Below are 24,565 nucleotides of genomic sequence, written 5' to 3'. Positions count from 1 at the left end.
TAACACACTACACTTTGCCCTGCAAAGTCGTGTGCCAGACGTTCCCTCTGGACTCCCTTAAGGCAGGGCTGTGCCCTGCTATCCTACGCCTTACGGCTTCGGATAAAAGAATGGCGGCATGACGGTGACGGCTCTTGCGAGGGGGGTATCCCAAAAACACCGTCATCATCGACATGACCGTCATGCAGGGGGTGAGGGTGACAGTTGCGGCAGTCGGCAGGGGGTATCCCAAAACTGCTGTCACCACCGTCACCGCTGTCACCCCAAAGGACGGTCACCCGCCGAAAGAAAGGAGGAATCCGCCTATGCCTTATGCAATCCTGCGTTTCCAGAAACGAAAAGCGGGCGGCGTTGCGGCTTGTGAACGCCACAACGAGCGGAAGAAAGAAGCCTACAAAAGCAACCCAGATATAGATATGGAACGCTCTAAAAACAATTACCATCTCATAGCACCACCAAAGTACACCTACAAGAAAGAGATTAACCGCATGGTAGCCGAAGCGGGGTGCAGGACAAGGAAAGACAGCGTGATGATGGTGGAAACGCTCATCACAGCTTCACCAGAATTTATGAACCAGTTACCGCCCGAAGAACAAAAAGCGTATTTCCAGACGGCTCTTGACTTCATTTCGGAGCGTGTTGGAAAGCAGAATATCCTCTCCGCTGTCGTCCATATGGACGAGAGAACGCCCCATATGCACCTCTGCTTTGTGCCGATTACGCCAGACAATAAGCTGTCAGCGAAAGCTATCTTAGGCAACCAGAAATCATTATCCGAGTGGCAGACCGCCTACCATGAGCGGATGTCCTCACGGTGGAATCAGCTTGAACGGGGGCAGTCCTCAATGGAAACCAAGCGGAAACACGTCCCCACATGGCTCTATAAATTAGGCGGCAGGCTTGATAAACAGTATGAAGAAATCGTGTCTGCCCTATCCGACATCAACGCCTTTAACGCAGGGAAGAAAAGGGATAAAGCGTTAGATTTACTCTCTGCATGGCTGCCAGACGTGGAGAAATTCTCTAAGGAAATCGGGAAACAGCAGGCGTATATCGACAGTTTGAAAGAGAGAATTGGGCAGGAATCAGACTATGCGGGGCGTATGCGTGATGAAAAGTACGAGCAGGAACTAAAGGTGCAGAAAGCGAATCAGAAGATATTTGAATTGCAGAGAACCAACGAGCAGATGGGGCGGCTGCTGTCAAAAATACCGCCCGAAGTGTTGGAAGAATTGCAGAAAAATCATAGAAGCAGAGCGAAAGAAAGGTAGATATGTGAATGAAGAAACAGGATTTTAAGGTGTTAAAGACCAAAGACTTGTACCCGTTCCCCGACAATCCGTTTCATGTGGCAGAAGATGAAACACTGTCAGAGTTAGCGGAAAGCATCAAGGAATTTGGCATTGTCACGCCGATAATCACACGCCCGAAAGAGGACGGGGACGGTTATGAAGTGATTGCAGGACAGCGGCGTGTCCGTGCTTCTGAACTTGCAGGGATAAATACCGTGCCTGCGTTTGTCCTGCCCTTAGACCGTGACCGAGCCATCATCACCCTTGTAGACAGCAATTTGCAGCGTGAGAATATCCTGCCATCGGAGCGGGCGTTTGCTTACAAGATGAAATCCGAAGCCATGAAGCGGCAGGGTTTCCGCACAGACTTAACCTCGTCACAAGTTGTGACGAAGTTGCGGACGGACGACAAGGTGGCACAGGGCTTCGGCGTGGGCAGGATGACCGTGCAGCGTTTTATCCGCCTGACGGAACTGATACCGCCGATTTTGCAGATGGTGGACGAGGGGAAAATCGCCCTCACGCCTGCGGTGGAACTGTCCTTCTTGAAGAAAGACGAGCAGGAAAACCTCTTTGCCACGATGGAGAGCGAAGAAGCAACGCCCTCACTCTCACAGGCACAGCGGATGAAACAGTTAAGCCAGAGCGGGCGGCTTGACATGGATACGATATTTGCGATTATGACGGAGGAAAAGGGCAACCAGAAAGAAACCTTGAAAATCAACACAAGCAAGCTGAAAAAATACTTTCCGAAGAACACAACGCCGAAGCAGATGGAGGAAACCATCATCAAACTTTTGGAGCGTGAGTTGCAGAGGAAACGCAACCGTGACAGCCGCTAATCTTCTTTTTTCGGGAAGTAAATACAGAGAGTTGAGGTATGGAGAATGAGAGAAATCCAGTATGAAATCGTAAAGGAAATCGCAGTATTGTCTACGGGCGACAGTGGCTACACAAAGGAAATCAATCTCATTTCATGGAATGGGAAAGAGCCGAAGTATGACATCCGCAGCTTTTCCCCGAACCGTGAAAAGTGCGGCAAGGGAATCACGCTGAACGCTGATGAAGCGGCGGCACTCCTTAAAGCATTACAGAAAGAATTAAACAGCGAGGATTAATGGTATCTGATTGGCAGGGCGGGGACATTTCCAAACTCTTCCCTGCCCTGTCTGGAAAGGAAGATTTAAGTATGGGCGAGGATAAGAAAGCAGATAAAAAGAGAAAGCGTATCGTGCCAAAAGCACCAGTGCAGATGATAATCAGCCGTGAATATGTCGGCACACAGACCGTTACAGAAGCGTTTGTCCCGATTATCTCCGAGGATATTCGGAAGAAGATTGCCGAGGGCGACACCTTCGACAATGAGGGGCTGTCCGCTTAGAATGTACGCAATGGGACATGAAAACAGATAGGACAGATACGGAGGTTTTACAGTATGGCAGGAATCAAAGAAGAAAAGAAAATCTATTTAGTCGGCATTTATTGCCGCTTATCTAAAGACGATGGTACGGATAACGAGAGTGCGAGCATTGCGACACAGAAATCCATCCTCACGGATTATGTGAAAAAGCAGGGATGGCACATAGCAAAAACGTATGTGGACGATGGTTATTCTGGTACAAATTTCCAAAGACCAAGTTTCCAGAATATGATAAAAGACATTGAAAGCGGTCTGATAAACTGCGTGATTACGAAAGATTTATCCCGTCTGGGGAGAAACTATCTTGATTGTGGGTTATATCTGGAAGTTTTCTTCCCAGAGCATAACGTGAGGTATATAGCGGTCAATGACGGCGTAGATACCTTGAATAAATCTGCTATGGACATCACGCCTTTCCGCAACATTTTAAACGAAATGTATGCCGCTGACATATCTGTTAAGATAAAATCGGCATATCGGGCGAGGTTTCAACAGGGGAAATTCATGGGAACTACCGCCCCTTATGGCTATATCAAAGACCCTGCCGACCACAACCATCTGCTGATAGATGATAAAGTGGCACATGTTGTAAAAGAGATATTCGACCTTGCATTAAAAGGGAATGGAGTTGCCAAAATTTGCAGACATCTTAATAAACAGCATATCCTACGCCCTGCCGCTTATGCGGCGGAGCGTGGCGAAACAGGCTTTGAACGTCATTTTGAGGGGAACGAGGACAAACGCTATATTTGGAGTGGGAACAGCGTGAGGAGCATTTTAAGAAGCCCGATATATGCGGGAAATCTTGTAGGCTACAAACGGATTGCCGCCAATATGAAAAGCAAGAAACGCCCCTCTAAGCTGCCCGAAGAATGGGAAGTGATACCCAATACCCATGAGGGAATAGTCACGCAGGAGGAATTTGATATTGTCCAACAGCTTATTACAAGTCGTAGGCTTCCACAGAACAAGGGAGGATTTGTAAATATTTTTGCAGGCGTTATCAAGTGTGTGGACTGCGGATGTGCTCTGCGGGCAATGAACGTACACAGGAGGAAACGCCCAGAGATTATCGACTGTGTACAGTATTCATGTAATAATTATGCAAGAAACGGAAGAAGCGAGTGTAGTGCCCACAATATAGAAGCAAGGGATTTATTCAATGCCGTTCTTGCCGACATCAACTGTTTTGCGGATATGGCAGTGAATGATGAAAAGGCGGTCAGGGCCATAGAAAAGCGGCTCACGGAAACAGACCAGAGCAGGGCGAAAGCATTAGAGAAAGAACGTAAGAAGCTGAACAAACGCCTTGCGGAACTGGACAGGCTGTTTTCCTCTCTCTACGAGGATAAGGTCATGGAGCGTATTACCGAGCGGAATTTTGAGATGATGTCGGGGAAATACCAGAAAGAGCAGCTTGAAATTGAAGCAAGGCTGAAAGAGGTGACGGAAACTCTTAATGAAAGCTACGAGAAATCACGGGGAATCCGTGACTTCCTCGCCCTTATCCGAAATTATCAAGGCTTAAAAGAACTGGATGCAACAGTTATAAACGCACTCATAGACAAGATACTTGTTTCGGAGCGTGAGAAGATGGCAGACGGAACAGTGAAGCAGGAAATCAAGATTTACTATAAATTCATCGGCTTTGTCGATGAATTACATATCATACCTACAAAACGGTGGGCAGCAATGCCCGCTAAAAATTGTACGGTGTGCGGCGTTGAATATGTCCCGGGCTCTGGTGCATCAAGGTATTGTCCTGCTTGTGCCAAGAAGATACGGAGGGAGAAATCAAACGAGAGCAAACGCAGGAGCAGAGAACAGAAAAGGATAGCATGTATGAACTGTCCGCAAAAAATGACCGACTGATATGGAATGGTGGCAGGGATAGAGAAGAGGAACTTCTTGCTAACTGCTATTTTAATTCTATGAATCTGGCAATGGATAATGGAATTAGGTCTATTGCATTTCCTTCCATATCAACGGGAGTATATAGTTTTCCGGTTGAGTTAGCGGCAAAGATTGCAGTACATACAGTAAACAGATTTTTGCAGGACAATCCGGATAGCTTTGATCTGGTGGAATGGGTGCTATTTGATACTCATACTGAATCAGTGTACGAAGCTGAGGTTGATAAGTTATACGACAAATAAAATGACGAAAGGGAGCTTTTATGTACGCTGAAAAAACAGATTATGATGATATTGAAATGTCGAGCAGATTACGGAATATCCTAAGAAGAAATGGATTTGAGTCATTGGAAGGATTGAGAGAATATCCAAAGGAGCATTTTATAAAGTTTCGCAATATGGGGCAGGCAACATTGCAGGAATTATATCAGATTTGTGAAGAGCAAGGCATAAAGCTTCGTAGTGTAGAAGATCTGAATGATAGGGAACATGGAGTCATATTTGATGACTTTCTATGTTTGGATGCGTTTGGAATGGGGATAAAAAGCAAGGATGATTTGAAAAGATATAGTCTTGAGAAACTTGAAAAGATGTGTCCTAAGGATAAGAGACTATTTGTTAGATTTAAAAAGTTGAAAGCAATTTATGGTTAATTTGCGAAAGGAGAACTATGGAAAAAAGATACTATATTGATGGTAAATGTGTTTTAAGTTATGATGACGATGTATTTTCCACTGATGATGATTATACAAATATTAAAGAATTGTTTATTTATCCAGCGGTTGATAAAGTGTATGTAAAATATTATGAGAAGCAATTGGTTCAGCAAGTCCTTGAGAAAACACTTAAAAAGAACGATTCGATATTTAATACATACTGTGCTATAAAAGAATTAATAAAAGACGAACCAATAAGTGTAGATTATGTTCAATCTGAGGAGGATACATTATTAAAAAATCTTATGAGGAAAAATTTGAATAGTGATGAATATGTTGAATTTGAAAAGTTGCTTGATGAAGCTGGTATTAATGCATGGCGCGAACAAGTTGATTTTTTGGGACGAGGAGATGGTATGATAGAACATATTTGGTGTGAATATGGAATAGATAAAAGAAGATTTTCAGTTTAAGAAAGATAGCGGAGCGAGCTGAATATTGAGCTCACTCGCTCCACGTTATTCCTCTACATGAAATACATCTTCCACCAGCATATTAAAGTACTTAGATACTCGTAGCATAAATTCGGCAGATGGGGCGCCGTCCCCACGTTCTACCCTGCTGACAGTTTTGGTGCTGAATCCGATAGCAGCGGCAAGGTCATTCTGGTAAATGCCACGCTGTTCACGGATTTCTCTGATATTATTTGTGACCACCATAAAAAATCCCTTCTTTCAGTTCTATAGATATTTTCTTATTGTCAATTATGCAAAAAAATGTGTCCAATAAAAAGGACTTGCGTTTTTATCGGCAATGATCGGTAAGAGCAGAAGCATCAGATTTTCCAAGAACTTTTCCAAATATGTCTAAGCGGTCATTTTCTCCAACCTTGATAGGTGCATACTTTTCGTTGAGTGAGATAAGGAAAATTCCGTCTTTGTCGTCCTTTAACTTCTTGATATAGGCTTCTCCGTTCAGAGCGAAGATGCCGATTTCTCCATTAGCAACAGATTCCTGTTGCAATACCCATGCAATCTGACCATCGTGGAATTCAGGTTCCATACTGTCACCACTAATGCGTACACCGAAAGTTGTATCTTCCGGCAGAATAGATTCATCTATGCGTACAGTCTCTTTAGGTCCGTCTACGAGAAAGTTACCGGTTCCGGCTGATACTGCATTTTCAAAAATATCAATGCTTCTGAATGGAATTATCTTAGCAGTTTGCTTTTCATACATTCCGGATGCGTGGAGCAGATTGATATAATCCATAGCCTTTTCCCTGCCTTCATCAGTAAGTGATGAAAAAGGATCAGCAGGATTTACTCCAAAATATGCTTCATACATATTAGTGATACCAAGGATTCTACACACTTTGTAAAATATGGTAACGCTTGGTTCAGCAAGATTTCTCTCCCAGTTGGATATGGCTTTATAGGAAATCTTGATGCCTTCTTTTGCCAGTTCATCAGCGAGATCCTGCTGGAGCAAGCCTTTCTTTTTTCTATATGTTGAAATGATTTCTCCGATTGAGTACATACATACGCCTCTTTTCTTTCCAATTAGTTGATTTCTAATGTCTCTTTTCACTCCATAGTATATAGCAATAGTACCAATTATTCAAGTTAAAAATCCAATATAATGAGAAAACAGACACATGTGTCCGTTGACAGTCGATTATTCTTGGGGTTATACTATGCCCTGTAAGGAACATTACTCATATACTTGGACTAAAGGTTATGGTAGTGATAGATTAAATGCAGGAGGTTATGCAGATGGGAGACAGGGTAATACTTCATTCAGATATCAACTGTTGTTATGCTTCGATTGAGCATCTGCATCATCCGGAGCTTGCAGGAAAGCCACTGGCAGTAGGCGGTGACCCGGAGGCAAGACATGGGATTGTCTTAACTGCTGACTATATTGCCAAGAAGTACGGTGTGAAAACAGGAATGGCGCTCTGGCAGGCAAAGCAGGTCTGTCCGGACATAACATTTGTTTCACCAAGAATGGACTTATATCTTCGGTTCTCAAGGATGGCGCATGAGATATATGCAGAATATACGGACAAGCAGGAGCCATATGGAATTGATGAGTGCTGGCTTGATGTGACAGGGAGCAGCTCCCTTAAAGGGGATGGATTGCTCATTGCACAGGAAATCAGCAAGAGAATGAAGTCAGAGCTTGGCATCACAGTGAGTGTTGGTGTTTCTTTCAATAAGATATTTGCAAAGCTTGGTTCAGATTATAAGAAGCCGGATGCAATCACAACTATGTATAAGAGTGAGTTTAAGCAGAAGGCATGGGCACTTCCGGTAAGTGATCTGCTATATGTCGGAAGGAGCACGAATCAGAAGCTTGCAAAATTCGGTATCAGAACCATAGGTGATCTTGCAAGGGCAGATGAAGGGATGCTTAACAGCCACCTTGGAAAGATGGGCAGCATCTTATGGTCATTTGCTAATGGCTATGATGAATCACCTGTCAAACTGGAGAATACCCACGCTCCAATCAAATCGGTGGGAAACAGCACAACGACACCAAAGGATTTAGTATGCGATGAGGATGTAAAGATTGTTCTTTATATTCTGGCTGAGAGTGTTGCAGCAAGACTTCGTGAGAATGGATTCCGGTGCAGAGTGGTTGAGATAAGTGTCAGGGATAATGAGCTATTCTCTTTTACCCGTCAGAAAAAGATTGACCACGCAACGAATATCACCGGAGAGATAGTTGCATACGCTTATCAGATATTTAAGGAAAACTATAACTGGAGCAAACCAATACGCAGTATTGGTGTCCGAGGTGCAGACTTAGTAACAGATAATTATTGGGAACAGATTGATTTGTTCTCAAGTGTGGAGAAGCGTGAAAAGCAGATGAAGATGGATTCAGCGGTTGATGAGATACGCAGAAGATTTGGATTTTACAGTATCCAGAGGGGACTCATGTACCGGGACAGGATTCTGTCGGCAGTCAATGCAAAAGAAGAACACACAGTACATCCACATGGGTACTTCTCAGGTTAGCAACGAGAAGTGCCAGATAATCAAGGCGCAGATGTGTTGTGCTTGTACATAAACATATGGGACTTGGTTATCTGATACGGCGACTGCCGTGAGCGAAATGAAGCGAAGCGGAATTGAGCTGCACTACGAGTAGCGATAGAGTTAAAGAAGAGGGAGGCGGAACATGAGCGAAGCAGAAAGAATTGATCTGGTAGACAGAGCACCATTGACGGAGAAGCAGCAGAATGTGTATGAAAGCATTATGCAATATCAGAGAGTTAATGGTTATGCTCCTACTATCAGGGAGATATGCAAGATGGTAGGGGTGGCATCGACTTCAAGTGTTTATGCACATCTGAAAATATTAGAAGAAAAAGGCTATATAGCAAGGAAGATGGATGCTTCCAGAGCAATAGCAATCTTGTAAGGAAGGTGATTACATTGAGCAATAAGGTATATGTTGATGTACTTGCAGAATTTTCAAAGGACGGACTGCTCATTCCCAAAGAGATAACGTGGGAAGATGGCAGAAAGTATGAGATTACACGAGTAAAAGACAAGCGCAGAGCAGCCAGTACAAGGGCTGGCGGCGTTGGAGAGCGTTATACCTGTGTGGTAGATGGAAAGGAAATATTCCTTTTCTATGAAGATAACAATATGTGGTTTATGGAAAGAGCCGGAGCCTGATGTGATTGTGTGCTGACAGCACAATTCATATCAGTTGGCTTTAGATCAGCAAAGCCGGGGAATGTGCAGACATTCATCGGAACTCCCGGCAAAAGGCTTGCAAAGGTGATTTCCCTTTCCTTTACGAGTACAGAATTGTAGATTGATGATTTTGTATGAATAAGGAGCGAACTGAATTGAACAAAGGAAATGTTATAGAAATTAGATGTAAAAAATGCAACAAGTTAATGATGGAATACTTTGTATGCGGTGATGATTTCGCTGTGGCACTTCAGAATATTGGAATTAAGTGTGACAGATGCAAGCGAGTGATGATACTTAAGAAGTATTCCGAGGGAATGATGAAGGAACATTCTGAGAATGGGACTTTCAGAATATAATGATTGAAAATTAAATTACAGCCCACCTGATAAGGGCACATCGAAAGATGGAAGCACCAGAGACGCAGGGGAAACGAACAGTATTTATGATACTGGTTTCCTCGTGCGTCTTTTTTGTGATGTAAAGGGTAATCCGACTTGTTCGTTTCCAAGGGCGGCAAGGAGGATTTATGAGCAGTAAAGCACAGACAAGAGAAAAGGATTATGAGAGAGGAATACGAATTGCTGACAGGAGAAAGGCGATAGGATTATCACAGGATGAGTTAGCTCATAGAGTAGGTATAGGCAGACAAGCATTATCTGCGATTGAAAATGGTGGAGATTTTAAGACACAGACATTAGATAATCTGGCAATCGTACTTGGTGTATCTGTTGATTTCATAATGTATGGAAAGAATGAAGAAAATTCAGAACTATTATCTGAGGCAATGGATGTTCTTTCAGATATGGATGAATTGCAGATAAGACAGTGTCTTGCAATGATGAAAGCAATGAAAAGCGTGTCAGTTGAAAAGTGATTGTCGTGTTTACACGACATAATTGTCGCCTGTACACGGTCGGCAATTAAGGTGTGGCAGATTACAATATACTTGTGCTTGAGATACAGCACAGAGTTTGAAAGCGGCGTGCACAATGCTTTCTTTAATATTTCAATTAAGGAAGGTAATAGCCATGAAAAAGTATAACGGAAAAGAACTTTACAAAGGACTTTTGTTTATAAAGTCAATGATGAGTATGAATAATGTGAACCGACAGAAAGAACTTGATCAGACATATGCTTTAAGTGTGGGAATTGAGTGTGATCAGACTGTTGTAGATGATGGAGCATCTACATCGGTTGACAGACCTCAGATGCGTCAGCTGATGGAAATTCTTGAGATTTCAGATTACAAGGTACTTGTCGTAGAAGATATTTATGAGATTACAAGAAATCCGGAAGATTTAAAGTCAATGATGGATCGCATAAATGATTTGGGTGTGACAATATTTGACCTTGGTACTATGAGTGCGAGGTACAACAATTATGCGATTGAGTGTTAGGAATTCAGGCAGGTATTCCTACATTGTATTTGCTTCTGAAACAGTGGTATTTGATGACTATGGGAAGCCAGTCATCAAATGCCCAACAGAGGCTGAGGCAGTGGAATACATCATGAATCGGTTAGAGAGTGAGGTTATTCAGGATGATATATGATATTTATGCAGTTGGTAATACTTTGAGAAGTATTAGAAATAAATATGGATATACACAGAATGATATGGCGGAGAGCCTTGATGTAAGTTATATTCATTATTCGCAAATTGAGCAGGGAAGACATCGGATGAGTCTGGAACTTATGCTGAAGATTGTAACAAAGTATGGAGTAGATCCTAATACATTGTTTGGAATTGAAAGCAGGGAAAAACATGAGAATAAAGATTTGTCTGTATTGGAAGATAAATTGCAGATGCTTAAACCAAATGATAGAGAATATGCAATGTCTACATGTTTGATTTTTATTGAAGGCTTAGAGGCAAGAAAGGAAGTGGTTTGAAATGAGAAGAGCAGGAAGAAAGAAAAAGCCACTGACCATACAGCCGATAAAGTGTGTTGTGATGTTGTCTTCTGATGAGGAGAATGACTGTATTGCAGCAGAGAAAAAGGAAAATAAGCAGTTGAAACGAATCATGGAATTTGCTGACAATAACAATCTTATTCCTATGAAAGTATTCCGAAGAGGAATTTTTGGACGACGATTAAGGGATGAAGTGTTTTATAAGGCAATAAGATATATGAGAGCAGGAAAGGCAGATGCGCTTATCGTAACAAATCTCGATGCTATTTCAGACGGAATAGCAGATTCTTATTTAAAAATAGGAGCAGTAAGGGAAGCTGGGTATAGATTATTCAGTGTAGATGAGAAGGAACCCAAGGTTGACTTGTATATTCCACCAAAGAGAGGTGATCTGCAGTGAAGATAAAGAGAAATATGATTGTGTGGGCTGAATTAAAAAGTGGACTCAGGCATATACAAGCTGGAAGGAGACCATGTATTGTAATAAGCTGCGACAAAGCAAACGGAAAATCACCTGTATACACAGTTGTTCCGGGGACAACTAAGTTGAAAAAGGATTATATTCCAGTACATTTCAATATTGAGCCTTCAGAAATTAGAGGATTTTTAAGACATACAACAATGTTTTTACCGGAGCAGCTTGTCACAATAAATGAGGAACAGATAATACAGACTGCCGGGATGATTGTCAGCACAGATGCAATAAAAAAGGTTGATGCGATGTTAGTCAGACAGCTGCAGATTGGAGAATATGATGGATGATGAAAATGAATTAGAGAATCAGAGTATAGATATTCCTATATGGAAGCGATATTTGCTTTCTGTAACTGAAGCGGCACAGTTTTATCACATTGGTGAAAAGAGACTTAGACAAATTGTAGATATCCATCCAAATGGGGAGTTTTATCTGTTAGTAGGAAACAAAGTTTTGTTTAAGAAAGAGAAATTTGAGCAATTTCTGGCAGAGTCAACTGCAATTTAATATGTAAAGTAGTAGAAAAGGGGGCACAAATGTGGTACAATAACCATGCTAGGGCTCTCTTTTTTGAAAGGAGACAAAGCTATGAGTGAGAAAAGACGAGATAATCGCAATAGAATTCTTCACGAAGGAGAGTACCAGAGAGCAGATGGACGTTATCGTTTTAGATATGTAGATATTCATGGAAATGAAGGGAATTTATATAGTTGGCGTTTGGACCATAATGATCCTATACCTAAAGGAAAGAAAATGGAGCTTTCTTTAAGAGAAAAGGAAAAACAGCTGGAACAGGATATGTTTAACGGACTTGTTCCAGGAGGTGGAGGACTTACAGTTCTTGAATTAGTGGAGAAATATGTAAGTCTTAAAATAGGGGTCAGACAGAGTACTTATGCTGGTTATAAGACGGTAATTAATCTGCTGAAAAAAGATGATTTTGGCAAAAAAAGAATCGACAAAGTGAAATTATCGGATGCGAAAGCCTGGTTGATCAAGCTTCAGAGGGTAGATGGAAAAGGTTATAGTTCAATTCATACTATCCGGGGAGTATTAAGACCGGCATTTCAGATGGCGGAAGAAGATGACTTGATTCGCAAAAATCCATTTGGCTTTGAACTGGTCAATGTTATTGTGAATGATAGTGTGAGAAGAGAAGCTGTCACAAGAAAGCAGGAGCGGGAATTTCTAAGATTCATAAAAGAAGATGCGCATTTTTGCAAGTACTATGATGCAATATTTATTCTCTTTAACACAGGACTTCGTATATCAGAGTTCTGTGGGCTTACAAAATCAGATTTGGATTTTAAAAACAAAAGAATACGGGTAAATCATCAATTACAGAGAACAAGTCAGATGCAGTATATCATTGAAAAGCCTAAGACAGAAAGTGGCGAGAGATATGTTCCAATGTCTGATGAGGTGGTGGCTTGTTTCAAGAGAATACTTAAGGACAGGGTCAATCCCAAAGTTGAACCGATGGTTGATGGAATGACAGGATTTTTATTCCTTGATAAGAATGATATGCCTATGGTGGCATTACATTGGGAAAAGTATTTCCAACATATTCGGGAAAAGTACAATAGCATATATAAGGTTCAGATGCCGCCGATTACACCACATGTGTGTCGCCATACATTTTGTTCTAATATGGCTAAGTCGGGAATGAATCCGAAGATGCTTCAGTATATTATGGGACACTCGGATATCAGTGTTACGATGAATACCTATACTCATGTTAAATTTCAGGATGCACAGGAAGATTTTCAAAAAGCAATTAATTCATAATGACCTGATGAAAATGAGAGAAAAATGGCTGAATGCCAGTATTTATCTTAATCCCCAATTTCTTACCTGTCGATTCCCAATGGCAGATTTGCCTTTGGTACAGACTTGAAATTTACCAAAGTTTTTACCAAAATTGATGACAAAAATATGCAAAGATATGCCAAAATATGCCAGAATAAGTGAAAAATGAAGAAAGGTAAAAAGGCTTGAAAAGCCCGAAAATACTGGAAATATGAGAAAAATCAAGATTTTATTTGTTTGCCACGGCAACATTTGCCGTTCCCCCATGGCAGAATTTGTTTTAAAAGATATGGTAGCGAAGCAAGGACTCGCCGATAAATTTTACATTGCTTCCACAGCTACCAGTATGGAAGAAATCGGCAATCCGGTTCATCGTGGAACCAAAGCTAAATTAGCGCAATGCGGCATATCCACAGCTGGAAAATATGCTGTGCGGATGGAACGAAACGATTATGAAAAATACGATTACATCATAGGGATGGATCAGTGGAATTACAAAAATATGCTTCACATTGCAGGCGGAGACCCAGAACACAAGATAAGTCTGCTTTTAGACTATACAAACCATCCAAGAGATGTGGCAGACCCATGGTATACAGGAGATTTTGATAAAACATATGAAGATGTAGTAGCAGGTTGTGAAGGAATGTTAGAGCATATCAGGAGGAAATCATGAAGATGACAGTAAAAGAAATATTAAAAGATGCATTTTCCCTGCAAAATGATACAGCAGAGCAAGAAGAGATAAAAAATAGGCTGATGGATGGCGGACAAGTTACCGGAACCAATATGTGTATTTTGATGTTAGCGATTTTCATTGCTTCCATTGGACTAAATATGAATTCTACGGCGGTGATTATCGGAGCAATGCTGATTTCCCCCTTAATGGGAAGTATTTTGGCAGCAGCCTATGGAACAGCAACCGTAGACTTGCGATTATTCCGAAAGTCTGTGATAGGATTGGTATTTCAAATCGCAATATGTTTGGTGACATCTACCTTATATTTTTTAATATCACCGATTTCTACTACAACATCTGAGTTGTTAGCGCGAACCCAGCCAACCATTTGGGATGTATTGATTGCGCTATTTGGTGGAATCGCAGGAATTATCGGAATTACCAGAAAAGAAAAATCCAATATAATTCCGGGAGTGGCAATAGCAACAGCTCTTATGCCACCACTTTGTACTTGTGGTTACGGAATAGCAACCGGACAATGGAGATTTTTCTTTGGAGCAGGATATTTATTTTTGGTAAACTCATACTTTATTTTTTTGTCAGCCACAATCATATTGTTAATACTAAAAGTACCAAAAAAGAAAGACCTTGCGCTTACGCCGGAACGCTGGAAACGAATAAAGAAGGGGATTGCGCGAAATACCATTATTATGATATTGCCAAGTATTATAGTAGCATATGGAATGGTACAGACAACGAATGCAGATAAAGAGTCACTTACCGGATTTGAAAAAGAAAATATCAGTATAGAGTCTTTAACAAAGCAGATGCAGACCTTATTTCCAGAGGTGAAAAAGGTAGAAGTTCATACAGTAGAAGCAGTAAATGAGCAAAAAAAGACCGAAAAGAAAAGAAGCTTTCAGCTTACCGTATCGAAAAAATTGTCTTCTGCGCGGGAAAGTATGATGGAAGAATGGCTCAAGGAACTGTATGATGGACCATGTGAGATAATTCAGAAAGTAAAAAAATAAAAATAGAATTCAAATGAGACTACATATCACAAGAGGCTGCCACTATAAAAGCCCTAAGCTTGGCTTTTATAGAGTTCAGCCTCTTTTACATAGTGTGTGGCATTGCGACTGATATCTTCAATTTCATCAGCAGTTAAAGTACGTTTTACTTTTCCGGGACTTCCGATAACTAAAGAGTTATCCGGAATTACAGTATTTTGCGTGATAAGAGCACCGGCACCAATAATACAATTTTTTCCAATAACAGCATGATTTAGAATAATAGCCCCCATACCAATGAGAGTATTGTCTCCAATGGTACAACCGTGAATAATAGCCCCGTGTCCAATGGTTACCTGATTTCCAATGTGAATGTCAGCACCGGTGTCTACATGAAGCGTACAGTTATCCTGAATATTTGTATTTTTTCCAATATTGATAGAAGCAGTTTCAGCACGCACTACGGCATGAAACCAAATACTGGAATTTTCCTGAATGTTTACATCGCCACGGATAATGGCACCATCTGCCACAAAAACATTTTCGGAAATTTTGGGAGTTTTTAAAGAGAGCATAATCATTAGATCCTTTCTGAGATAATTCTTACATAATTTTTAATATAATAGAGTAGTTATCGCAGTGTTGCGCATAACTTGAGAAACTTGCAAAGTGCGTTCCTCGTAGTTTATTATATAGAATATACAGAAAAATGTAAAATAGTATACAAAATAGAACAAAATAAGTAAAAGTATGCGCTAAGAAAATGAAAAAATAGTGCTAAGAAAGTATAAATAAGTAAAAAAATACTTGCATTAGGTGATAAAGTTTGGTATTATAACAGGCGACAAAGGTGTCAAGAGAATAGAAATATTCTGTTGATGCCTTTTTTTTTCGTGAGTAGCGATGAAAATGGTGTTCCATTATAAAAATAATGAAGAAGTGGAGGAAAACGTTATGAGCACAGGTGATACTGGATTTATGCTGATTTGTACAGCATTGGTGTTTTTTATGACACCGGGTTTGGCATTTTTTTACGGAGGATTGGTACGAAGAAAGAATGTAGTAAATACCATGATGGCATGTACCGCAATTATGGGACTTTCTGTCGTAATGTGGGTTCTTTTTGGATATTCCCTTTCATTTGGGGGCAATCATGGTGGCGTGATTGGAGATTTTCGTTGGTTTGGTTTAGATGGAATTGCAATGAATGAGGCAGGTCCTTATGCAGATACCATTCCACATTTAGTATTTGTAGCATTTCAGATGATGTTTGCAATGATAACTCCGGCGTTGATTACAGGTTCTTTAGTAGGAAGAGTAAAGTTTAAAGCATTGTTTTTCTTTATTCTGTTCTGGTCCATTGTGGTATACTATCCAATGGCACATATGGTGTGGGGACAGGGAGGATTTTTAGCAGAAATCGGTTCTGTAGACTTTGCAGGTGGAAACGTAGTACACATTAGTTCCGGTGTTAGTGCATTGGTATTTTCAATCGTACTTGGAAGAAGAAGAGGATATGAAAATACAGCATATCGTGTGCATAATATTCCGTTCGTAGCATTAGGAGCATTTATCCTGTGGTTTGGATGGTTTGGATTTAATGCAGGAAGTGCTTTGGCAGCAAATGGTCTGGCAGCTCATGCATTTATGACTACGGCATTGGCAAGTGCAAGTGCTATGTTATCCTGGATGTTAATAGATGTGTTAAAAGACGGAAAACCTACCTTGGTAGGAGCTTCCACAGGTCTTGTGGTAGGTTTGGTTGCCATTACACCGGGCGCAGGATTTGTGCCAATTTGGTCAGCAATTATTATCGGAGGTTTGGTCAGCCCGATTTGTTGTTTTACCATTTCCTTCTTAAAGGGAAAATTGAAAATCGATGATGCGCTGGATGCATTTGGATGCCACGGAATCGGTGGCGTATGGGGCGGAATTGCAACAGGAATTTTTGCAAAAAGCTCTATTAACAGTGTGGCACGTTGGGATGGATTGATTTACGGAGAATATCGTCTGTTCTTAGCACAGGTAATTGGAATATTGGTGACAGCCGCAGTTGCAATTGTTGGAACATTTATTTGCCTTGGATTGGTTAAGTTAATTACTCCTCTTCGTGTAAGTGATAAAGAAGAAAAGGCAGGATTGGATATTTCAGAACATGGAGAAAGTGCATATCCAACCTTCAATGGACTTGATTCATAGAAATATTTGGAAAGGAGAAAAGTTGATATGATGATAAAAGTAGAAGCAATTGTGCGTGAAGAAGTATTTGAAGATGTAAAAGAAGCATTAAATGCCATAGATGTAAACGGTATTACCGTTTCACAGGTAATGGGATGTGGTGCCCAGCGCGGATACAAGAAATTGGTGCGTGGAACCGAGGTAGATGTAGTGATGTTACCAAAGATTAAGTTTGAAATTGTAGTATCTTCCGAAGAATGGGAGAAAAAGGTTATCGATGCAATTCAAAAGGCAGCATTTACCGGTGAAGTAGGAGATGGAAAAATCTTCAGTTATGAGATGCGTACAGCCATGAAAATCCGTACAAAAGAAAGTGGATACGATGCATTAAATTAGAAAATTACTTGACAAAACTGGAAAACCATTTTATTATCCTAATAACATATAGAAAAACTAGGAAATAAAAAGGAGCGAAAGTTTTGTCAATTAAAAAGATTGCAGAAAAGGCAGGAGTTTCCACAGCAACAGTGTCGCGTGTATTGAATAATCCGGCATATAAGTGTTCTTCTGAAGAGTTGCGCAAAAAGATATGGCAGATTGCACGAGAATTAAATTATATGCCAAATGAAGCAGCCCGAAATTTGAAAAAGGGAATTGTGGATACAGGAGTAAAAACCTGGTACATTGATATATTAATGACTCGTACCGGAAGTCTTGAAACAGATCCCTTTTTTAGTGAGCTACTTCGCATCATTGAAAGCGAGATTCACAGGCAAAGAGGAATTTTGGCGAAAATCTGGCATCAACCGATATTTTCCAATGACAGACGGTGTCAAATAGAGGATATCGATAGGTTACTGGCAGAGATGGAGCCGAAAGAGGAGCAGAAAAGCGACGGTTTGATTATCATTGGAAAATGTAATGACAATGTATTGAAAAAACTTTCTAAGCAATATCGAAGTATTGTGTCGGTGAATCGAAACTCAACCAATTATCTGGTAGACGAGGTAATTTGTGACGGCAGACGTATCGCAGCAACAGCAGTAGAATATTTGATTCAACTGGGACATCGAAAAATTGGATATGTGGGAGATTGTCACAATGAGTCCAGATACAAGGGCTATCAGGATACGCTGTTTAAATATAATATTGATATGGACATCAATTATGTAATAGAAACAGAGCACACAGAGGCAGAAGGATATGCTGTGATGGAGCGGCTGATTCAGCGAGGAGATGCACCTACGGCAATCTATTGTGCCAATGATATGATAGCAATCGGTATGTTGAAGTGCTTGAATCGGTACAAGAATCGTTATTATGTACCGTCCATTATCTCTAGTGATGACATAGAAGAAGCGCAGTATACGAAGCCAATGCTTACTACGGTTCGATTACCAAAGGAGGAAATGGGAAAATTTGCCCTTTATTTGTTATTGGATCGTTTGAGCGGAGGACATAAAGGCATTGTGCGTACTGAGCTGGAAGGAAAACTGATTGTGCGAGAAAGTTGTACATCCGTAGAAAATACGAACCGACTGGAATACTATATTTAATGAATAATAGAAAATAAAGCACTGGTGAACGTGGCAGAATATTACCCGTTACCAGTGTTTTGTATTATAGGAAATATCATGTTGCATGAAAGTGAAAAGTGTTCGATGAGCGGATTCTTTGTTCTGTAAAGGTTTTCATAACATGGGATAAAAAGAGAATAATTCTCAGAAAAAAGTAATTGTAAAATAAAATGAAACCATGGGAAAATAAGGGGAGTATACGTTTACACAAAAAAAGAAGAAATAGTTCAAAATTAAGCCTTTGGAATTTTCCAAGGGCTATATTTTTGAAAAAAAGACAAAGAAAATAGTTGAAAATGAAAACGATTACAAATTTTTGAATTGAGAAAATGGAAAAATAGTAGTTATAATTGTACCAATCACATGTGAAGGAACCAAAGGAAATATTTGGTGGAAGGAAGGTGAACGGGAGTTGGCAGAGGAGAAAAAGAGTCAAAGAAAGACGGTTGTAACAGAAAAGGATTTACAGGCGATTGTAGAACTGGAGTCAAGTCCGGTATTATCAGAGGGCAAGAGTGGACCGCACAAGATTCAAGGTATTGGTGCGGGATTTATTCCAAAGGTATTAAATACATCCGTGTATGATGAAGTTATAAAGGTAACAAATGAAAGTGCCTTTGAGTATAGCAAAATTTTTGCAAGAGAGGAAGGAATTCTGGTTGGTATATCGGCAGGTGCTGCCCTGTTTGCGGCAGTAAAGTTGGCAAAAAGACCAGAAAATGAAAATAAGAATATCGTTGTGTTGTTACCGGATAGTGGAGACAGATATTATTCTACACCTTTGTTTGTAGAAAAATAGCAATTGGTATTTTTAAAATATTCTAAAATATTTCAGAAAGTAAGAGTAGGACATATCAAAATGTGTCTTACTCTTTTTTTTATGCAATAGGAAATTACATCCGATTGCATAAAAAATGCTCCGCTAAGGTTATATTAAAATGTAAACGTTTACATGAAGTTCGCAATGTATTCACTAAAATAAAAGGAAATAAAAAAGAAAAAACACAATATAAGCAATAAAATCAATGGCGTATACGTTTACATGAAAAACAAAATATTTAGTAGGAACAATAGAAAATACCGGGAAATAGTAGCTGATAAATGCCATAAATCACCATTTCTTAAGGAAGAATGAAAACGATTACAGAAATTAGTATAGAAATCCCATAGGAATAGGGGTATAAATGTATCAAGCAAGACATCAACAAAAAAAGAAAGAAACAAGAAGGTGAATCAAATGAAAAAATTAAAAACAATTTTGTTAGGTCTTATCATTCCGGTTTTAGTAATTATTTTTTGGTGGTATGCCACCAATTATGGAAATACACCGGAAAGTATTCTTCCTAAAATAAGTACCGTAGGGAAAACAATTGGTGCGATGTGGACAGCAGGAACTTTACAGGAAGATTTACTTATCAGTATGCAAAGGGTGGTAGAAGGTTACCTTATCTCAGCAGTTTTAGGAATCGTTCTTGGTACAATAATGGGAATGTCCGAAACAGTCAGAAAGATATTTCAGCCAACGGTTACAACCATACGGCAGATACCGATTATGGCATGGATTCCTCTGCTGATTCTGTGGTGTGGAATAGGGGAAGCTTCTAAGATTGTAATTATTGTAATTGCTTCGTTTTTTCCGATTATGGTCAATACGTTGAGTGGAATCAGTCAGACACCATTGGAATATGTAGAAGTAGCAAAACTTTACAAAATAAGTAAGTGGAAAACATTTATAAGAGTATATCTTCCACACGCACTTCCACATATCCAGACAGGATTAAAACTTGGACTTGGTGTTTCGTGGATGGCAGTAGTTGCAGCAGAATTGATTGCATCTACTTCAGGAATTGGTTATCGGATGAGTTATGCAAGAACCCTTATGCAGTCGGATGTGGTGATTATCTGCATGATTGTTATTGGAATCATCGGAATTCTGATGGACAAATTACTTACCATCATTTTCACAGCATTAACTCCATGGGAGAGAAAAAGGAGGGAAAGAGGATAATGGCAGAAGAAAATAGCTTAGTAATTAACCATTTAAATAAGAAGTTTGATGTAGATAAGAAGCAGGTAGAGATTTTAAAAGATATTAATCTAACAATAAAAAAAGGTGAATTTATTACCATTGTGGGGCACAGCGGCTGCGGAAAGTCTACTTTGTTAAAAATTATTGCAGGACTTGTGGGATACTCAGAAGGAGAGATTATTCGAAACGGAAAACCTGTTACCGGACCAGATACTGACTGTGGAATGGTATTTCAGGAACATCGCCTTCTTCCATGGTTAAAAATCAAGGATAACATTGGATTTGGACTGGATAAGTCAGACAAAAAGAAATGGAATGAGACGGTTCAAAAACATATAGAATTGGTAAAATTGCAAGGGTTTGAAAATGCATATCCCTCTCAGTTGTCAGGGGGAATGTCACAAAGAGCTGCTATAGCAAGAGGGCTTGTTACAAGTCCGGATATACTGCTTTTGGATGAACCTTTTGGAGCATTGGATGCATTGACCAGAGTGCAGATGCAGAAGGAAATCCTTCGTATTTGGGAAGAAGAAAAAACAACTATGATTATGGTGACACATGATATTGATGAGGCAATCTACTTAGGAAACAGAATTGTGGTAATGTCAGCAAGACCTGGTGAGATTAAGGAAATTATTACAGTAGATTCGGCAAATGCAAAAGTAAGAGGAAGTACAGATTTTTCTTATTATAAGCAGAAGGTATATAAACACTTCTTTGAAGATGAAAGAGAAACAGAAGAATACAACATTTAGTAACAGGAAGGGAGGAAAACAGATGAGCTACATATTAAATGCAAATCCAAAAGAAGCAACTGAAATTACAAAGAAGTACAATCAGAATATAAAAGAAAATGTAAATCTTCATTATCTGGAAGAAGAAAAAAAGGATATTGAAGAATTAAAGTCTCATTTTATTTATGAATTGGGAAAGGAAAATATTACAGATACAGAGGGAAATGTCCGGTGGAATCGAAAGCAGCAGGATTATCTTCGCAAAGAAGCACCGGATACCGTCAATCCTTATTTATGGCAGATAGCTCAGGATGGTCTTTGGGCAGGCGTGGTAGAACTGATAAAAGATAAAGTATATGTAACAACAGGAATTACACCGTCAACAGTTGGATTTATAAGAAGTGACAACGGTTGGATTGTTGTAGATGCAGGAGGTTCCATAAATGAAGGGGAACTTACATTAGACATCATAGAAAAAGCTTTAGGTGAAAATGTAAGGGACCATATCAAGGCACTGATTATCAGTCATACCCATCAGGATCATTTTGGAGGGGCAGAAGTATTCACAGAGCAGGAAAACTCCCAGGTTCCGGTATATGGACCGAAAGACTATGAACATTCTTTGGTAAATGACAACCTATATGGTGGCATTGCAATGTCAAGAAGGTTACAGTATCAATGCGGATTGTTTTTGCAAAGAAATGAAAAAGGATATATTACCTTAGGACTTAGCACAGCACCGGGAGCATATGGAAGAGTGTCTTCGGTTTTTCCAACGGAAAGCATTGAAAAAGATACTACAGTTAATATAGATGGTGTTGAAGTTGATTTTCTTTTGACACCAGATACGGAAACGGAAGCGCATTTAATTTGCTATTTCAGAAACTATCATGCATTATTCCTTGCAGACAATACGGTAGGAACCATTCATAATACATATACCATGCGAGGAGCTCCAGTCAGAGATGCCAATTATTGGGGACAGATTCTTTATAGATTATATTTGCAATACGGTGAAGAGGCGGAAGTGATTTTTGCAGGTCATGGGACACCATATTGGAAGTCAGTAGAAAGACCGGATAAGTTGAAAAAGTTTTTGCTGGACAATGCAGCGGCATATAAGTTTACCAATGATCAGGCATTGCTCTTAGCAAATGAAGGATATAGCCTCAATGAAATAGGAAATGAAATTAAAATTCCGGAATCTATCAGCAGGACATGGTATACCAGAGGGCATTATGGAAGTTATTCCTTCAATGCAAGAGCTTCTTATCAGAAGTATCTTGGATTCTATGATGGAAATCCTGTGCATCTGTTGCCATTGCCGGAAAAAGAATTGGCTGCAAAGTTTATTGAATATGTTGGATCTGCAGAAACAGTATTAGAAAAGGCAAAAGCAGATTTTGAAAAAGGGGAATATCAGTGGGTCGCAACAGTAACGAATCATTTAGTATTTGATAATCCGAAAAATCTGGATGCACGTTACTTATGTGCAGATGCCTTAGAACAGTTGGCATATCAGAGTGAAAATGGTTTGTGGAGAAATGCATATTTGGCGGCAACTGTAGAACTGCGTAATCCGGAATTTGCAAAGCACTTAAATATTCGTGCAATGGATAATCGTGATACAGTAGCATATGTTTCTACAGAACTGTTGTTAGACCATTTAGGAATAAACTTTGATGGATATCTTGCAGAAAAAGATGTAGATAGTGGAAAAAACTTTGGACCATCGGAATATAAGAAAGGAAAATTGCAGTTCCGTTTGCAAATCACAGAAGATGAAAGTTTCACTAAGATAGTGGAATCACATATTGTAGATATTTATAAAGGAACAATTTTCCACTGGCAGGAAGAAAAAGAATCAGACAGTTTTAAAGAAAAATTACCGGTAATCAAAGCTACTCGTGAAGGAGTTTATAATCTTGCAGTGAAGCAGTATGAACAGAGCAAAGAATTATTTGAAACAGACAGAACAGATGTTCTCATATGGATAAATGATTATGTAGTTGATACCGGTAAGTATAGAAATTTCAATTTGATTGAACCATTAGAAGAAATATAAAAATACAGATAGAAAGATGAGGAAAATATTATGAAAAATTTAAAGAAAGTTACAGGAATCTTAGTAGCATTAACATTGGCAGTTGGAGTGATAGGTTGCGGTGCTTCTAAGAACAATAATAATGCAATAGAAAAAGCAGATAAAACAGAAACCGCCTCAAATGAAAATAAGGAACTGAAAAAAGTAGTGATTGGAACTACCGGATTAGATGGTTCTATGACGGAAAGTGCTGCAATTGCACAGAAAGAAAAATTCTTTGAAGAGGAATTAGAAAAGGTAGGATACTATCCGGAGTATCAAGCATTTGCACAGCAAGGACCGGCAATCAACGAGGCGTTTTCCTCTAAGGCAATCGATTTTGCTGTATATGGAGATTTACCGGCAATTACAGCCAAAAGTAATGGAATAGATATTGAAGTAATTGCAACTACAAGTTCTGATATGACATATAGTGTGGTTGTTGACAATGATTTGAAAATCTCATCTATTGCTGACTTAAAAGGAAAAAAGATAGTAGTAGGATTTGGTACTGCTCCGTATAAATTCTTATCAGACTTGTTGGAAAAGAATGGATTAACCATAGATGATGTTGAAATTGTAAACTCAGCAACAGATGGACCAACGATGCTTCCAGCAAAACAAGCAGATGCATTTGTTACGGCAGAAGGTCCGGCACTTCTTTATCAAGCAAATGGGATCGGAAAAGTTTTTGATACATCAGATGTAGCAAGTGAATTATCGTCTTTATTTGTATTAGCAGGAAGAACAGAATTTATTAAAGAAAATCCGAAAGTGGCACAGGCATTTGTAAAAGCATTACAAAGAGCGTATGAATTTGCACAGGAAAATCCGGAGAAGGTATACGAAGATTTAGCAACAGATAGCTTTCCGGCAGAAATTCAACAGCAGGTTTATGCAGATACTACTTTTGCTGGGTTTAATCCTATAATAGATAATGTAACAAAAAAGAAGGCTGAGAGTACGGTATCTTTTCTGAAGGCAAATAACATTATTACAAATGATGTGAATGTAGATGACTTTTTCGATACCGCAATTTATGAAAAGGCAGTTCAGAAATAGGTTGTGATATAACAAGCGGA

Annotated in this window: 31 protein-coding genes and 2 pseudogenes; 30 read left to right on the top strand and 3 right to left on the bottom strand. The window is 39.6% G+C overall.

Translation table 11 applies throughout. The features are described 5' to 3' along the window. Window positions 1-305: 305 nt before the first annotated feature. From mobV to KQI83_RS09765, 8 genes and pseudogenes are all read left to right on the top strand, one after another. On the top strand, window positions 306-1,271 hold the full coding sequence (gene mobV / locus KQI83_RS09800; protein ID WP_001820668.1) for a MobV family relaxase: 966 nt from the start codon (window positions 306-308) through the stop codon (window positions 1,269-1,271). An 8-nt stretch (window positions 1,272-1,279) separates the two neighbouring features. Continuing rightward, window positions 1,280-2,134, top strand: coding sequence for a ParB/RepB/Spo0J family partition protein (locus tag KQI83_RS09795; RefSeq protein ID WP_000743700.1), 855 nt, complete (start codon window positions 1,280-1,282; stop codon window positions 2,132-2,134). A 45-nt stretch (window positions 2,135-2,179) separates the two neighbouring features. Further along, on the top strand, window positions 2,180-2,410 hold the full coding sequence (locus tag KQI83_RS09790; RefSeq protein ID WP_001206986.1) for a YdbC family protein: 231 nt from the start codon (window positions 2,180-2,182) through the stop codon (window positions 2,408-2,410). Between the two features lie 71 nt (window positions 2,411-2,481). Next, window positions 2,482-2,673, top strand: coding sequence for a hypothetical protein (locus tag KQI83_RS09785; protein ID WP_001820669.1), 192 nt, complete (start codon window positions 2,482-2,484; stop codon window positions 2,671-2,673). Between the two features lie 54 nt (window positions 2,674-2,727). Further along, window positions 2,728-4,584 carry a recombinase family protein gene (locus KQI83_RS09780; protein WP_001820670.1) on the top strand — a complete coding sequence of 619 codons (1,857 nt, stop codon included), beginning with the start codon at window positions 2,728-2,730 and terminating at the stop codon, window positions 4,582-4,584. Further along, window positions 4,584-4,868: pseudogene (locus tag KQI83_RS09775) on the top strand (macro domain-containing protein); the annotation flags it as partial. The gene KQI83_RS09780 and the pseudogene KQI83_RS09775, both read left to right, overlap by 1 nt. 20 nt (window positions 4,869-4,888) lie before the next feature. Next, window positions 4,889-5,278: a DNA-directed RNA polymerase subunit alpha C-terminal domain-containing protein gene (locus KQI83_RS16785; protein WP_242999696.1), complete on the top strand. Its 390-nt coding sequence runs from the start codon at window positions 4,889-4,891 to the stop codon at window positions 5,276-5,278. A 17-nt stretch (window positions 5,279-5,295) separates the two neighbouring features. Continuing rightward, window positions 5,296-5,754, top strand: a complete 459-nt coding sequence (locus KQI83_RS09765; RefSeq protein ID WP_117613580.1) for a hypothetical protein — start codon at window positions 5,296-5,298, stop codon at window positions 5,752-5,754. Window positions 5,755-5,799: 45 nt separating this feature from the next. Here the strand turns inward: KQI83_RS09765 and KQI83_RS09760 are convergent, their stop codons facing one another. Together KQI83_RS09760 and KQI83_RS09755 are read right to left on the bottom strand one after the other, a co-directional pair. Continuing rightward, window positions 5,800-6,000, bottom strand: a complete 201-nt coding sequence (locus KQI83_RS09760) for a helix-turn-helix transcriptional regulator (RefSeq protein WP_022171364.1) — start codon at window positions 5,998-6,000, stop codon at window positions 5,800-5,802. Between the two features lie 85 nt (window positions 6,001-6,085). Next, complete coding sequence (locus KQI83_RS09755) at window positions 6,086-6,820, bottom strand: XRE family transcriptional regulator (protein WP_117613581.1); 735 nt, start codon at window positions 6,818-6,820, stop codon at window positions 6,086-6,088. Window positions 6,821-7,056: 236 nt separating this feature from the next. Here KQI83_RS09755 and dinB point away from each other — a divergent pair, with 236 nt between their 5' ends. From dinB to KQI83_RS09685, 14 genes are all read left to right on the top strand, one after another. Beyond that, window positions 7,057-8,307, top strand: coding sequence for a DNA polymerase IV (dinB, locus tag KQI83_RS09750; protein ID WP_118392701.1), 1,251 nt, complete (start codon window positions 7,057-7,059; stop codon window positions 8,305-8,307). Between the two features lie 163 nt (window positions 8,308-8,470). Continuing rightward, the gene (locus KQI83_RS09745) at window positions 8,471-8,713 is read left to right on the top strand and encodes a LexA family protein (RefSeq protein WP_117918753.1); all 243 of its coding nucleotides are present in this window, start codon (window positions 8,471-8,473) and stop codon (window positions 8,711-8,713) included. A gap of 14 nt (window positions 8,714-8,727) precedes the next feature. After that, window positions 8,728-8,973, top strand: coding sequence for a hypothetical protein (locus KQI83_RS09740; protein ID WP_154266625.1), 246 nt, complete (start codon window positions 8,728-8,730; stop codon window positions 8,971-8,973). Between the two features lie 176 nt (window positions 8,974-9,149). Then, window positions 9,150-9,353: a hypothetical protein gene (locus KQI83_RS09735; protein WP_243036308.1), complete on the top strand. Its 204-nt coding sequence runs from the start codon at window positions 9,150-9,152 to the stop codon at window positions 9,351-9,353. Between the two features lie 170 nt (window positions 9,354-9,523). Further along, window positions 9,524-9,871: a helix-turn-helix domain-containing protein gene (locus tag KQI83_RS09730; RefSeq protein WP_117918749.1), complete on the top strand. Its 348-nt coding sequence runs from the start codon at window positions 9,524-9,526 to the stop codon at window positions 9,869-9,871. 154 nt (window positions 9,872-10,025) lie between these two features. Next, on the top strand, window positions 10,026-10,394 hold the full coding sequence (locus tag KQI83_RS09725; protein WP_117918747.1) for a recombinase family protein: 369 nt from the start codon (window positions 10,026-10,028) through the stop codon (window positions 10,392-10,394). Then, entirely contained in the window at window positions 10,378-10,548 is a 171-nt protein-coding gene (locus KQI83_RS09720) for a hypothetical protein (protein ID WP_182002590.1), read from the top strand. Before KQI83_RS09725 ends, KQI83_RS09720 begins: the two co-directional genes overlap by 17 nt. Then, a complete protein-coding gene (locus KQI83_RS09715) occupies window positions 10,538-10,888 on the top strand; it encodes a helix-turn-helix transcriptional regulator (RefSeq protein WP_117918745.1) in 351 nt (116 codons plus the stop codon). Before KQI83_RS09720 ends, KQI83_RS09715 begins: the two co-directional genes overlap by 11 nt. Window position 10,889: 1 nt before the next feature. Continuing rightward, the gene (locus KQI83_RS09710; RefSeq protein WP_117918743.1) at window positions 10,890-11,309 is read left to right on the top strand and encodes a recombinase family protein; all 420 of its coding nucleotides are present in this window, start codon (window positions 10,890-10,892) and stop codon (window positions 11,307-11,309) included. Further along, a complete protein-coding gene (locus KQI83_RS09705) occupies window positions 11,306-11,671 on the top strand; it encodes a type II toxin-antitoxin system PemK/MazF family toxin (protein ID WP_117918740.1) in 366 nt (121 codons plus the stop codon). Before KQI83_RS09710 ends, KQI83_RS09705 begins: the two co-directional genes overlap by 4 nt. Continuing rightward, a complete protein-coding gene (locus tag KQI83_RS09700; protein ID WP_243006712.1) occupies window positions 11,664-11,891 on the top strand; it encodes an excisionase in 228 nt (75 codons plus the stop codon). Before KQI83_RS09705 ends, KQI83_RS09700 begins: the two co-directional genes overlap by 8 nt. An 81-nt stretch (window positions 11,892-11,972) precedes the next feature. After that, entirely contained in the window at window positions 11,973-13,172 is a 1,200-nt protein-coding gene (locus tag KQI83_RS09695) for a site-specific integrase (RefSeq protein WP_117918736.1), read from the top strand. A 232-nt stretch (window positions 13,173-13,404) separates the two neighbouring features. Next, window positions 13,405-13,869 carry a low molecular weight protein-tyrosine-phosphatase gene (locus KQI83_RS09690; RefSeq protein WP_216557128.1) on the top strand — a complete coding sequence of 155 codons (465 nt, stop codon included), beginning with the start codon at window positions 13,405-13,407 and terminating at the stop codon, window positions 13,867-13,869. Continuing rightward, entirely contained in the window at window positions 13,866-14,903 is a 1,038-nt protein-coding gene (locus KQI83_RS09685; protein WP_216557126.1) for a TIGR00341 family protein, read from the top strand. Before KQI83_RS09690 ends, KQI83_RS09685 begins: the two co-directional genes overlap by 4 nt. Window positions 14,904-14,956: 53 nt before the next feature. Here the strand turns inward: KQI83_RS09685 and KQI83_RS09680 are convergent, their stop codons facing one another. Then, on the bottom strand, window positions 14,957-15,457 hold the full coding sequence (locus KQI83_RS09680; RefSeq protein WP_216557123.1) for a gamma carbonic anhydrase family protein: 501 nt from the start codon (window positions 15,455-15,457) through the stop codon (window positions 14,957-14,959). 379 nt (window positions 15,458-15,836) lie between these two features. Here KQI83_RS09680 and KQI83_RS09675 point away from each other — a divergent pair, with 379 nt between their 5' ends. The 8 genes and pseudogenes from KQI83_RS09675 to KQI83_RS09640 all read left to right on the top strand — a co-directional run bounded on the left by KQI83_RS09675 (window position 15,837) and on the right by KQI83_RS09640 (window position 24,545). Further along, complete coding sequence (locus KQI83_RS09675) at window positions 15,837-17,081, top strand: ammonium transporter (protein WP_216557120.1); 1,245 nt, start codon at window positions 15,837-15,839, stop codon at window positions 17,079-17,081. Window positions 17,082-17,108: 27 nt separating this feature from the next. Further along, window positions 17,109-17,456, top strand: coding sequence for a P-II family nitrogen regulator (locus tag KQI83_RS09670; RefSeq protein ID WP_216557117.1), 348 nt, complete (start codon window positions 17,109-17,111; stop codon window positions 17,454-17,456). Window positions 17,457-17,539: 83 nt separating this feature from the next. Then, on the top strand, window positions 17,540-18,616 hold the full coding sequence (locus KQI83_RS09665; RefSeq protein WP_216557115.1) for a LacI family DNA-binding transcriptional regulator: 1,077 nt from the start codon (window positions 17,540-17,542) through the stop codon (window positions 18,614-18,616). Between the two features lie 391 nt (window positions 18,617-19,007). Next, window positions 19,008-19,436 (top strand): annotated as a pseudogene (locus tag KQI83_RS09660) (pyridoxal-phosphate dependent enzyme); the annotation flags it as partial. A 438-nt stretch (window positions 19,437-19,874) separates the two neighbouring features. Beyond that, on the top strand, window positions 19,875-20,645 hold the full coding sequence (locus KQI83_RS09655) for an ABC transporter permease (protein ID WP_216557112.1): 771 nt from the start codon (window positions 19,875-19,877) through the stop codon (window positions 20,643-20,645). Beyond that, on the top strand, window positions 20,645-21,421 hold the full coding sequence (locus KQI83_RS09650) for an ABC transporter ATP-binding protein (protein WP_216557109.1): 777 nt from the start codon (window positions 20,645-20,647) through the stop codon (window positions 21,419-21,421). Before KQI83_RS09655 ends, KQI83_RS09650 begins: the two co-directional genes overlap by 1 nt. A 22-nt stretch (window positions 21,422-21,443) precedes the next feature. Further along, a complete protein-coding gene (locus KQI83_RS09645; protein WP_216557107.1) occupies window positions 21,444-23,465 on the top strand; it encodes an alkyl sulfatase dimerization domain-containing protein in 2,022 nt (673 codons plus the stop codon). A 30-nt stretch (window positions 23,466-23,495) separates the two neighbouring features. Continuing rightward, the gene (locus KQI83_RS09640; RefSeq protein ID WP_216557104.1) at window positions 23,496-24,545 is read left to right on the top strand and encodes an ABC transporter substrate-binding protein; all 1,050 of its coding nucleotides are present in this window, start codon (window positions 23,496-23,498) and stop codon (window positions 24,543-24,545) included. Window positions 24,546-24,565 lie beyond the last annotated feature (20 nt).

Origin of the sequence: Roseburia sp. MSJ-14 (genome assembly GCF_018918225.1) — a bacterium.
GTDB lineage: Bacteria > Bacillota > Clostridia > Lachnospirales > Lachnospiraceae > Petralouisia.
This window is presented reverse-complemented; position numbering and strand designations above follow the sequence as displayed.

Coding starts and splice junctions, on each gene's coding strand:
- KQI83_RS09675 (WP_216557120.1), top strand. CDS start 15,837: ATGAGCACAGGTGATACTGGATTTATGCTGATTTGTACAGCATTGGTG.
- KQI83_RS09640 (WP_216557104.1), top strand. CDS start 23,496: ATGAAAAATTTAAAGAAAGTTACAGGAATCTTAGTAGCATTAACATTG.
- mobV (WP_001820668.1), top strand. CDS start 306: ATGCCTTATGCAATCCTGCGTTTCCAGAAACGAAAAGCGGGCGGCGTT.
- KQI83_RS09745 (WP_117918753.1), top strand. CDS start 8,471: ATGAGCGAAGCAGAAAGAATTGATCTGGTAGACAGAGCACCATTGACG.
- KQI83_RS09715 (WP_117918745.1), top strand. CDS start 10,538: ATGATATATGATATTTATGCAGTTGGTAATACTTTGAGAAGTATTAGA.
- KQI83_RS09670 (WP_216557117.1), top strand. CDS start 17,109: ATGATGATAAAAGTAGAAGCAATTGTGCGTGAAGAAGTATTTGAAGAT.
- KQI83_RS09785 (WP_001820669.1), top strand. CDS start 2,482: ATGGGCGAGGATAAGAAAGCAGATAAAAAGAGAAAGCGTATCGTGCCA.
- KQI83_RS16785 (WP_242999696.1), top strand. CDS start 4,889: ATGTACGCTGAAAAAACAGATTATGATGATATTGAAATGTCGAGCAGA.
- dinB (WP_118392701.1), top strand. CDS start 7,057: ATGGGAGACAGGGTAATACTTCATTCAGATATCAACTGTTGTTATGCT.
- KQI83_RS09680 (WP_216557123.1), bottom strand. CDS start 15,457: ATGCTCTCTTTAAAAACTCCCAAAATTTCCGAAAATGTTTTTGTGGCA.
- KQI83_RS09790 (WP_001206986.1), top strand. CDS start 2,180: ATGAGAGAAATCCAGTATGAAATCGTAAAGGAAATCGCAGTATTGTCT.
- KQI83_RS09685 (WP_216557126.1), top strand. CDS start 13,866: ATGAAGATGACAGTAAAAGAAATATTAAAAGATGCATTTTCCCTGCAA.
- KQI83_RS09655 (WP_216557112.1), top strand. CDS start 19,875: ATGAAAAAATTAAAAACAATTTTGTTAGGTCTTATCATTCCGGTTTTA.
- KQI83_RS09725 (WP_117918747.1), top strand. CDS start 10,026: ATGAAAAAGTATAACGGAAAAGAACTTTACAAAGGACTTTTGTTTATA.
- KQI83_RS09765 (WP_117613580.1), top strand. CDS start 5,296: ATGGAAAAAAGATACTATATTGATGGTAAATGTGTTTTAAGTTATGAT.
- KQI83_RS09690 (WP_216557128.1), top strand. CDS start 13,405: ATGAGAAAAATCAAGATTTTATTTGTTTGCCACGGCAACATTTGCCGT.
- KQI83_RS09780 (WP_001820670.1), top strand. CDS start 2,728: ATGGCAGGAATCAAAGAAGAAAAGAAAATCTATTTAGTCGGCATTTAT.
- KQI83_RS09720 (WP_182002590.1), top strand. CDS start 10,378: ATGCGATTGAGTGTTAGGAATTCAGGCAGGTATTCCTACATTGTATTT.
- KQI83_RS09755 (WP_117613581.1), bottom strand. CDS start 6,820: ATGTACTCAATCGGAGAAATCATTTCAACATATAGAAAAAAGAAAGGC.
- KQI83_RS09650 (WP_216557109.1), top strand. CDS start 20,645: ATGGCAGAAGAAAATAGCTTAGTAATTAACCATTTAAATAAGAAGTTT.
- KQI83_RS09760 (WP_022171364.1), bottom strand. CDS start 6,000: ATGGTGGTCACAAATAATATCAGAGAAATCCGTGAACAGCGTGGCATT.
- KQI83_RS09730 (WP_117918749.1), top strand. CDS start 9,524: ATGAGCAGTAAAGCACAGACAAGAGAAAAGGATTATGAGAGAGGAATA.
- KQI83_RS09795 (WP_000743700.1), top strand. CDS start 1,280: ATGAAGAAACAGGATTTTAAGGTGTTAAAGACCAAAGACTTGTACCCG.
- KQI83_RS09645 (WP_216557107.1), top strand. CDS start 21,444: ATGAGCTACATATTAAATGCAAATCCAAAAGAAGCAACTGAAATTACA.
- KQI83_RS09700 (WP_243006712.1), top strand. CDS start 11,664: ATGGATGATGAAAATGAATTAGAGAATCAGAGTATAGATATTCCTATA.
- KQI83_RS09710 (WP_117918743.1), top strand. CDS start 10,890: ATGAGAAGAGCAGGAAGAAAGAAAAAGCCACTGACCATACAGCCGATA.
- KQI83_RS09695 (WP_117918736.1), top strand. CDS start 11,973: ATGAGTGAGAAAAGACGAGATAATCGCAATAGAATTCTTCACGAAGGA.